Origin of the sequence: Polaromonas sp. CG_9.11 (assembly GCF_015752225.1) — a bacterium.
In the GTDB taxonomy this organism is placed as follows: domain Bacteria; phylum Pseudomonadota; class Gammaproteobacteria; order Burkholderiales; family Burkholderiaceae_C; genus Polaromonas.
This window is the reverse complement of the sequence record NZ_JADOVE010000050.1, coordinates 1-7405: the sequence shown is the minus strand read 5'-3', so window position 1 is coordinate 7405 and position 7405 is coordinate 1. Positions and strand designations below refer to the sequence as shown.

Genomic DNA, 7405 nt, shown 5'->3' with positions numbered 1-7405 from the left:
TACCCGTGTCGCCACGTTGTTTCCTAACTCGGCCAGCTGCCTGCGCTTAATCAGCGCCTTGCTGGCCGAACAAGACGAGGAGTGGATGACCGCAAAAATCTACCTCTCCATGAAGCCCTGAGCATTGCCAATCACCAGTACCCAAGACCGAATCTCGGAAATTTACAGAAAAGAAGTTGCTTTATCTGAAGTTTTGCACTGTCCGAGCTTCGTACCACCTGACTATCTGGCCGGTGGCGGGCCAAGCAATAGTGTTTTGCTCACTCCCACTACAGGCTACAGCAGGAGAAGTCGCACTGCGCGGGATGTGAAAAGTTGCGGCCGGCCGGCCAGCCAGTAAGTTCGTAAATTGATTAACACGTGAAACGCGCGCAAGGAAAGGACGCATCGACCAAAAAACCACCTCGACCTCCAATTTGAGCTCGCCACATCGCATCAACAACGCCGCAGCGTTCATGCTGCCCGGAATCGCCGTTTATTGTCTCAAAATGAGCGTTCCCATTCGCTGAAATACGCAGGCTTGTCATCAATCGAGCCAGAGCACGGCAGCGTAAGCAAGCCGATGAACACACCTTCCTAAAGCCAGCCTTGTGGTTCTGCGTTGATTGGGCCTTCAGGGTGAGGCGGGTTGCCAATAAACGGCAGTAGATCTGCAATCTGGCTGTCAATTAGTCAATTGCCTTTCTAAAAAACTCTGGGTTAATCTCTTTGAACTGATGACTTGTGCTTGATATGATCGTTGAGAATCGTTTTCGCCACATAATTCGGAAACGTTTTTCTTCAGGTGTCTCCATTGTTATTTCTCCATCTTCCGTATTGATGAAAGTTAAATGAATACTGCACAAGCGTTGTTCAAGTGAAAGCATGACACCCGGTACGCAGGGATGCTCCAAATCTCCAGGAAGGTAAAAGGCTTCTGGCATGCCTTCCCGTAGTTTCAGCGGAATAGCATCGGCGGATAAATCAGAACAACGGAGATTGAAATTAACCGGCAGTGTCGCTTCTTTCTGTGAGTCTGCCATGCGCTGCGCAGTGGGTTTGATAACTGGGGCAACTGGTATTGCATTATCCGCACGGGTGGGTGCAGGGTTGAGTTCAATTTGTGGGGCAGGGCGATGCTCTATATTTTGATTTCCAACGTTTGGCGTCACCGCTGAAGCAGCGAGCGCCAAAGGCGGCGTCGATAGCGGTACAAGCGCTACGCCAGGAGATACCGGTTGAGCGACAGAACCAAACACAGCGTCGAGTTTTGAACTAACCTGCACCTGTTGTTTTTCCAGGATGGCTGAAACCCGACTGCTCATGGCCGCCAGGTCAACGCCTTTGGTCTGCTTCCTAATCTCAGCCATCAGCAAAATATGCTCATTCATTTGCCGCTGACAAATATCTTGTCGAGTAGCCAGCATTTCACTGTAGTAAGTGCGCACAGTCGACGTCTGATAGACAAGCCCGGCGTCAGCCAGCAGGCTGGTTAATTGCGCCCATGAACATCCCTTGTTTCGTAGTATGTACAAATGCGGCATCAATGATTCAAATGCTTTGCGCTGCGTTTGATCATCAGGAATGACCATCACCGTGGCGGCTTCTAAAAATGCACCCGCAGTCGGAAAATCAGCACTGGCTATGCGACGCAATGGCCCGGTGCGCTTGGCACGTAATGGTTTGGAAATCATGAAATGAGTCAGGCCTTTAAAGTTTTTCGTAAATTATCCGTACGCCAAATAAGTCGCAGCATCACCGTCATTTTAGCTGGCACTTCAGCATTAACTCCATAAAAATTCCTCGAATAGCAGTCAGATTCATTGTTGTTTGATGGTGGTTTAAGGCAAAGGAAACGTTAACTTCGCCAAATAAAATCCGGCAGCTTGATCAGACAGGCACTGTGAATCTATCAAAAAAATCAATCTAGCAGTAAGCATCTTTGACTGAAAGTCAAATGCTATCTCGGTAAAAATTCACTGCCTAGCCGTCAAAGTCTTTTTGCTTGACAGTGGTTCAAGGCCAAAGAGACGTCGAGTACACCAAAAAAATTCAGATAGCAAGGTTTAGTAGGTACTTTGAGTGCACTATTAGATAACTTTTACCATTAAGGACAGGATGCTGGATGTACGGCTAACGCCGTAATCCAGAATACTTGGCCCGCTAGGTCGCTGCGCGCCCGTCGCCGCCCACTCAGGGCTTTGCCCCGAGACCCGTTCGCGATGTCAGTGGTGATGGCGCCCTGTAAGATCAGGCATGACCACGCTGTTCAAAAAGAAAGACGACGCCGACGCCCGGTCAGTTCGCCGCGAGCTACGCCTGACACGCGAAGAAGATCATCACATCCGCGATGCCGCGGCCTTGCGCCAGCTCGACGTTTCAGAGTTCATCCGCCGCGCAGCGCTGGGAAGAAAAGCCGAAGTCCGGTTTGAAATCGACCTCATCTTGATGCTGATAGAAGTTGTCAAAGACATTCGAGCGCTGCACAGCGCAGTCGTTGCTACCGGCGCGCTGCCGCCAGAGGAACAGTGGCAACCCGTCATCAGTCAAGCGGTGGCCGCCATGCTGCGAATTGAAAAATGAAGCTGCTGCATTTGCTTGGCACTGAACGCAATGACCGATTAATACACTCAAAGGCTGGCAGGACGTTATGCATAATAAATAACGTTTGATCGCCCCTGGCATGATTCCCCATATTCCAGAGCAGCGCAAATTCAAGGTCAGCGCGGCCAAACCGTTCGATGATCTGGTGGCGTATATCGAGGCGACTCCAGATCAATCCGTGGAACTGCTTTGTCAGCTGGTCAATGATTTTGCCAATGTGATTGATTACGCCACCACATCCACGGACGACAACTCAGGCGCGGAAAAGTGCATCGCCATTCGCACGCACGGCGTGACGGGCATGGCCACGGCCCGCCTGGAGATGAATACGGTGGCGCAGAAAAATACCCGTTGCCTCGATCCGGTGTATCACATCATCCTGAGCTGGCCCGAGCATGAACAACCCACGGCCGAGCTGATCTTTGATGCGGCAGAGCACGCACTGGACGCGCTGGGCCTGGGCGCGCATCAGTACGTGCTGGCAGTCCATGGCAATACCGACAACCGGCACTGCCATATTGCGGTCAATCGAATTCATCCCCGTACATTCAAATCACATAATATTGCCTGGGCACATAAAACGTTGCACCGCGCAGCGCGTGAAAGTGAAATCAAGCATGGCTGGTCGCACGACAACGGTCTCTTCGTGGTCGAGGTGGATGACCATGGCCAAAAACACGTGGTTCCCAGCCGTGAGCGTTTCGATGCTTTAGCCGCAGCGTCCCGGCGCGTGCACCATGAGCTCGGGCGCGAAGATATTCTGGCGCCCTGGCATGATCCCGACAGCCTGGAATCCTGGCTCAAAACCACGGTGGCCAAAGCGTTGAAGCCCGCATTGGCGGAGCTAACCGGCTGGTACGCGCTGCATGCTTGGCTAAGCCGCTACGACATCACCCTCAAGGACAGTGGCGGTGGCGGCATGAGGCTGCACGCCGTTTGCGCTGAAACGGGCGAAATCCTTGACTTGGCGGCCAGCAAGGGGTTGCGGGTGTTGAAACGCGATGCACTGGAAAAGCGCTGGGGCCCTTATGCCAACCTTCAAGAGATTGCCTGCCGCGTGCCTGATTTTTCGCACCTGACGCCCAAGCAGATTGCCAAAGGGGTGAGCGCTGTGCTGGCCATGGCAGAGCGTCCGCCGGCGCACATCCTCTTGGCGCGCCAGGCGGTAAGTCCATCTCAAGGCCGAGGGCACGCGTTGCTGCGCGACACCGCACCCCGCTTTGAGCGTGAGCATGACATGCATAAAAGCTCTCAACGCGATGGTGCCCAACGCGCAGAGCGCAAGGCGCAGCGCAGCGACGCGCGCCTGGATCTGCAGCAACGCTTTGCCCAGCACCGCAACGCGGTGAGGGGTGGTGATACGGAGCACTTCACCCGTCTGAAGGCGCTGCAGCTTGCGCGCAGCGTGGCCTTGCGGCATATCCGTGCGCAAAGCAAGGCAGCCAAGCTGGCCATTCCCAAGGCCACCGACTTGTACATTTGCTTCATCACCCGTGGTGAAATCGATGCGGAAAGCCTGCGGCGAAAGCTGCTAGTGGATGCTGATTTTCAGGAAAAAAGCCATTCGTTGCGGGCAGTGCGCACGCCGCCCTTGAGCTGGCGTGCCTGGCTGCTGGTGCAATCGGGCCTGGGGGACCAGGCCGCCTTGTCAGCGTTGCGGGGCATCGTGTATCAGGCCCAGCGGGACGCCAAACGCGATACCGCCAGCGACACCCAAGCGATTGAGGCCACTGCCGACAGTCAAGAGCAGCGCGCGCAGCAGTACCAACGCGTCATGGCGCGTTTGCTGGAAGAGGAAAAGAAAGAAGCGGCCATTCGCTCTGCCAATAGCCGCGCCATGCGGCCCTTTGAAGCGGATCCCTTGCTGGTTCGGTACAGCGCCATGGCGTGGCATGTCACGGGCAACGGCAATGTCCAATACCGGGACCCAGCGGGGATGCATCTCTTTACGGACCGCGGCAACCGGGTCACGTTTGACCGCAAGCGGGTGACGGATGACGAAATTGGCCTGGCGCTGGCCCATGCGCAGCACAAATTTGGTCAGCCACTGACGCTCACGAGTAGCGATCCTGTGTTTATGCGCAGAATGGCACGCCTGGCCGACGAGATGGGGATCTCGATCCTTAACCCGGAACTTCAGCAGGTGGTGGCGCACCACCTGCTTGCCCGCCAGGCGCTGCAGGTGGTGCTTGTCCCCGCCGCGCCAGCACCTTTTGTGGTCCAAAAAGCGCCACCGGCGCTGCTGGCGCCTTCGCCAGCGGTGCTTCAGGTACCGCCGACGCTTGCCGATTCCGCTGCCGGGCTTAACGCGCAGGTGGTGCGCCCAGCGCTCACGCGCCCTCCACGCCGACGGCAACGCGGCGATGAATCGGGGTCAGTCCACCAATCCGGCCCTCCGATGAGCGAGGGGGTGCCGCTCTCCAAGCCCGCAGTGCAGTCGCCTGCTGTGGTTGTGGGGGCCGCAGCCGAGGAGGCAGACCTTCTCACCCTGGCCTCATCCTCATCCATAGCAAAGACGGCGCAGCAGGCGGCGTTGTTGCCAACCCCGGCCACGCCAGAGCAGCTCGAAACCCGGCATGAGCGACTACGCGACATGGTGCTGGCCATCGACGCAAACGCCCAATTTCTCACGCCCTCAGCCCATGACAGTGAGAAAACCTACTTCGGCAAAATTGTGGCCACCTTGGGCGAGGCAGTGCCCGGCTTTGCGCAATTGAGCACCCGGCTTGGCGCCTACATCCTGCATGCCACCGTGCATGCACCGCCCCATGAGGCCGGCGATGCGATCGAGGTTCACTACAAGCGCGGCCAGGTGGCTGCTAAAAACACCGTAGTGCAAGGCAAGGGCGGGCACGGAGACTGATGCCAGCGCAAAGCAGGCGGGTCAAAAAAAGCCTGCTCAGCGAACTGCTTTCCCCGAATTGCTTTCTCGCAAGACAAGGCGCAGCTCCTGGGCCACCAGCGCCATCAAGGCCTCGGCTGATTCCGCGCGCCGGTCCTCGAGGTAGGAGAGCATCAACAGCGTCAGCGGATGGATGCCCAGCACGTCGGCCAGCGTGTCCACCTTGCTCAGGGTGGGGCTTTTGATGCCCCGCTCCAGGCTGCTCACATAGGTGCGGCTCGAGGCCAGGCTGAAGGCTTCCTGGGCCAGGCTAAGGGACGTGCGTGCGTCTTTGAGCGCTGCCGGGAAGTTGTTTGTAGGGTGTTTGGTCAGGTGCATGCCTGCCATTGGCCTTCAATGAACTCTATAGCGCTACAATCTATAGGACTCATTCACGCAAAAAGACCCTTATGTTTAACACCAAAGAAGATTTTAGATCGCCCCTTTCCGCCTTGATGAGCGTCGACGGCGACACCGCCTGGCTGGCCGCCGAACTGGCCGTGGAGGTGCCCTGGTTCATGGTGGTGTTTTTTCAGCCTATGCCGGCCGGGCACGAGACGGTGCTGATGCGCAACCGCACGATGATGTTTGCCCACATCCAGGACGTCGAAGCCCTGCTGGCCGAGCACGCCAAAGGCCGGGTCAAGGTGGGCTCGGTCCTGGTGGTGACGCCCGGGCATCTCAACGGCAGCGGGCGCTGGAAAATGGAGCCGCTCAAAGCGGTCTGGATGGCGCAGGAGCCTTCGGTAGAGGGTCCGCCCACGGGCGAGATGTACGAGACTGATGAAGGCGTGAAGTACACCCGGTACGGCACGCCCGGTGAAAAGTTGAAAAACCCCGTCCTTCGGTTTCGCTGGAATGGCTGAGCGCACGCACATGGGCATTTAGAACAATGTTCGAAGACGCAATGAAGGGCGGTGACTTGACGGTAGTTTGTTAAAACCGGAGATAAAAGTTGATTCCCTGGCCGGCGTTCAATGTGCCGAGCAGCGCGGCGAGTTCGGCCGGCAGGGGTACGCTCGCACAGGCGGACTGGCAGCGCACCAGCCAGTAGGCCGGGGTCAGTCATGCGCGCACCATGCGCAGCAGGCAAGGCCAGCGCGGCAGCGGCTTGACGCGGCTGGTTTTTTTCTGCGCTTTTGGTGGCGTTGACAATTCGCTAAAGGCCCCGAAAGCGTTGAAATCGTTGATTACCACTGAAAGGAGAAAGCCATGATTGCAAATGGAATGCGCCCAATCCACCCGGGAGAAATACTTCTGGAAGACTTTTTGAAGCCCATCGGCATGTCGGTGAATGCGCTGGCCAAAGGACTGCACGTGCCAGCCACACGTATGAGTGACATCGTGCGTGGTCGGCGGGGCGTCACCCCTGATACTGCCCTTCGCTTGGCGCGCTTCTTTGGTGGCGGTGCACAGTCTTGGCTCAATCTGCAACAGGCTTACGACCTAAAGCTGGCTGAAAAAACATTGATGAAAAAGATTACTGAGGAAATCGTTCCTCTTATAGAAACTGCAATGCGCGCAAACGATGTTCGCTTTAGTTTGGCGGCATGATGACGGGTTGATGTAACTGAATTTCTCTACAAGGGGTTCCCCAGCTTTATGGAACACTTTTTATCGTGGTTGAACCGCGCCAACGATTCACCTATTGATCCGGCCCTGTGAAGTTTTAATCTGCATAGCGAACCCGACGATCCTGGAAGTAGCTCATAACCCGCTCGGGGTTTTGCTCGAGCATCGCCATGTGATCGTTGGCCGCCTCACGTAATTTAGCCTTGGTTCTGATCGGCACGCGCTTGCCCAATTCCTGCTTCAGATCGGCGTTGAGTCGCTCTTCCGGGCCCCCGGTGTCAGAATTGTTGTCGCATCCAATTCTTTGATGGCTAACTGCCCGACAGCTTCATTTCATGACCAGAACACCGCATTCACATCACTCTCCCG

The 7405-nt window shown here is 56.2% G+C and carries 7 protein-coding genes and 1 pseudogene; 5 read left to right on the top strand and 3 right to left on the bottom strand.

Annotation, left to right across the window (positions count from 1 at the left end; all coding sequences use genetic code 11):
- On the top strand, positions 1-121 hold a 121-nt coding region (locus IWX85_RS19805; RefSeq protein WP_196870938.1), incomplete at its 5' end, for a transposase.
- A 547-nt stretch (positions 122-668) separates the two neighbouring features.
- Here IWX85_RS19805 and IWX85_RS19800 read toward each other — a convergent pair.
- Complete coding sequence (locus tag IWX85_RS19800) at positions 669-1673, bottom strand: hypothetical protein (RefSeq protein WP_196870937.1); 1005 nt, start codon at positions 1671-1673, stop codon at positions 669-671.
- Positions 1674-2235: 562 nt separating this feature from the next.
- Between IWX85_RS19800 and IWX85_RS19795 the strand changes: the two genes are divergently transcribed.
- Together IWX85_RS19795 and traI are read left to right on the top strand one after the other, a co-directional pair.
- Positions 2236-2562, top strand: a complete 327-nt coding sequence (locus tag IWX85_RS19795) for a DUF1778 domain-containing protein (protein ID WP_196870936.1) — start codon at positions 2236-2238, stop codon at positions 2560-2562.
- Positions 2563-2662: 100 nt separating this feature from the next.
- A complete protein-coding gene (traI, locus tag IWX85_RS19790; RefSeq protein ID WP_196870935.1) occupies positions 2663-5446 on the top strand; it encodes a TraI/MobA(P) family conjugative relaxase in 2784 nt (927 codons plus the stop codon).
- Positions 5447-5482: 36 nt separating this feature from the next.
- Here the strand turns inward: traI and IWX85_RS19785 are convergent, their stop codons facing one another.
- Positions 5483-5803 carry a helix-turn-helix domain-containing protein gene (locus IWX85_RS19785; protein ID WP_196870934.1) on the bottom strand — a complete coding sequence of 107 codons (321 nt, stop codon included), beginning with the start codon at positions 5801-5803 and terminating at the stop codon, positions 5483-5485.
- Positions 5804-5874: 71 nt separating this feature from the next.
- Between IWX85_RS19785 and IWX85_RS19780 the strand changes: the two genes are divergently transcribed.
- Positions 5875-6330: a hypothetical protein gene (locus IWX85_RS19780; protein WP_196870933.1), complete on the top strand. Its 456-nt coding sequence runs from the start codon at positions 5875-5877 to the stop codon at positions 6328-6330.
- Between the two features lie 346 nt (positions 6331-6676).
- Positions 6677-7018 (top strand): HigA family addiction module antitoxin, encoded by a 342-nt coding sequence (locus tag IWX85_RS19775; protein ID WP_196870932.1) that lies wholly within the window; start codon positions 6677-6679, stop codon positions 7016-7018.
- Positions 7019-7133: 115 nt separating this feature from the next.
- Here IWX85_RS19775 and IWX85_RS19770 read toward each other — a convergent pair.
- A pseudogene (locus IWX85_RS19770) lies at positions 7134-7304 on the bottom strand (IS630 family transposase); the annotation flags it as partial.
- Positions 7305-7405 lie beyond the last annotated feature (101 nt).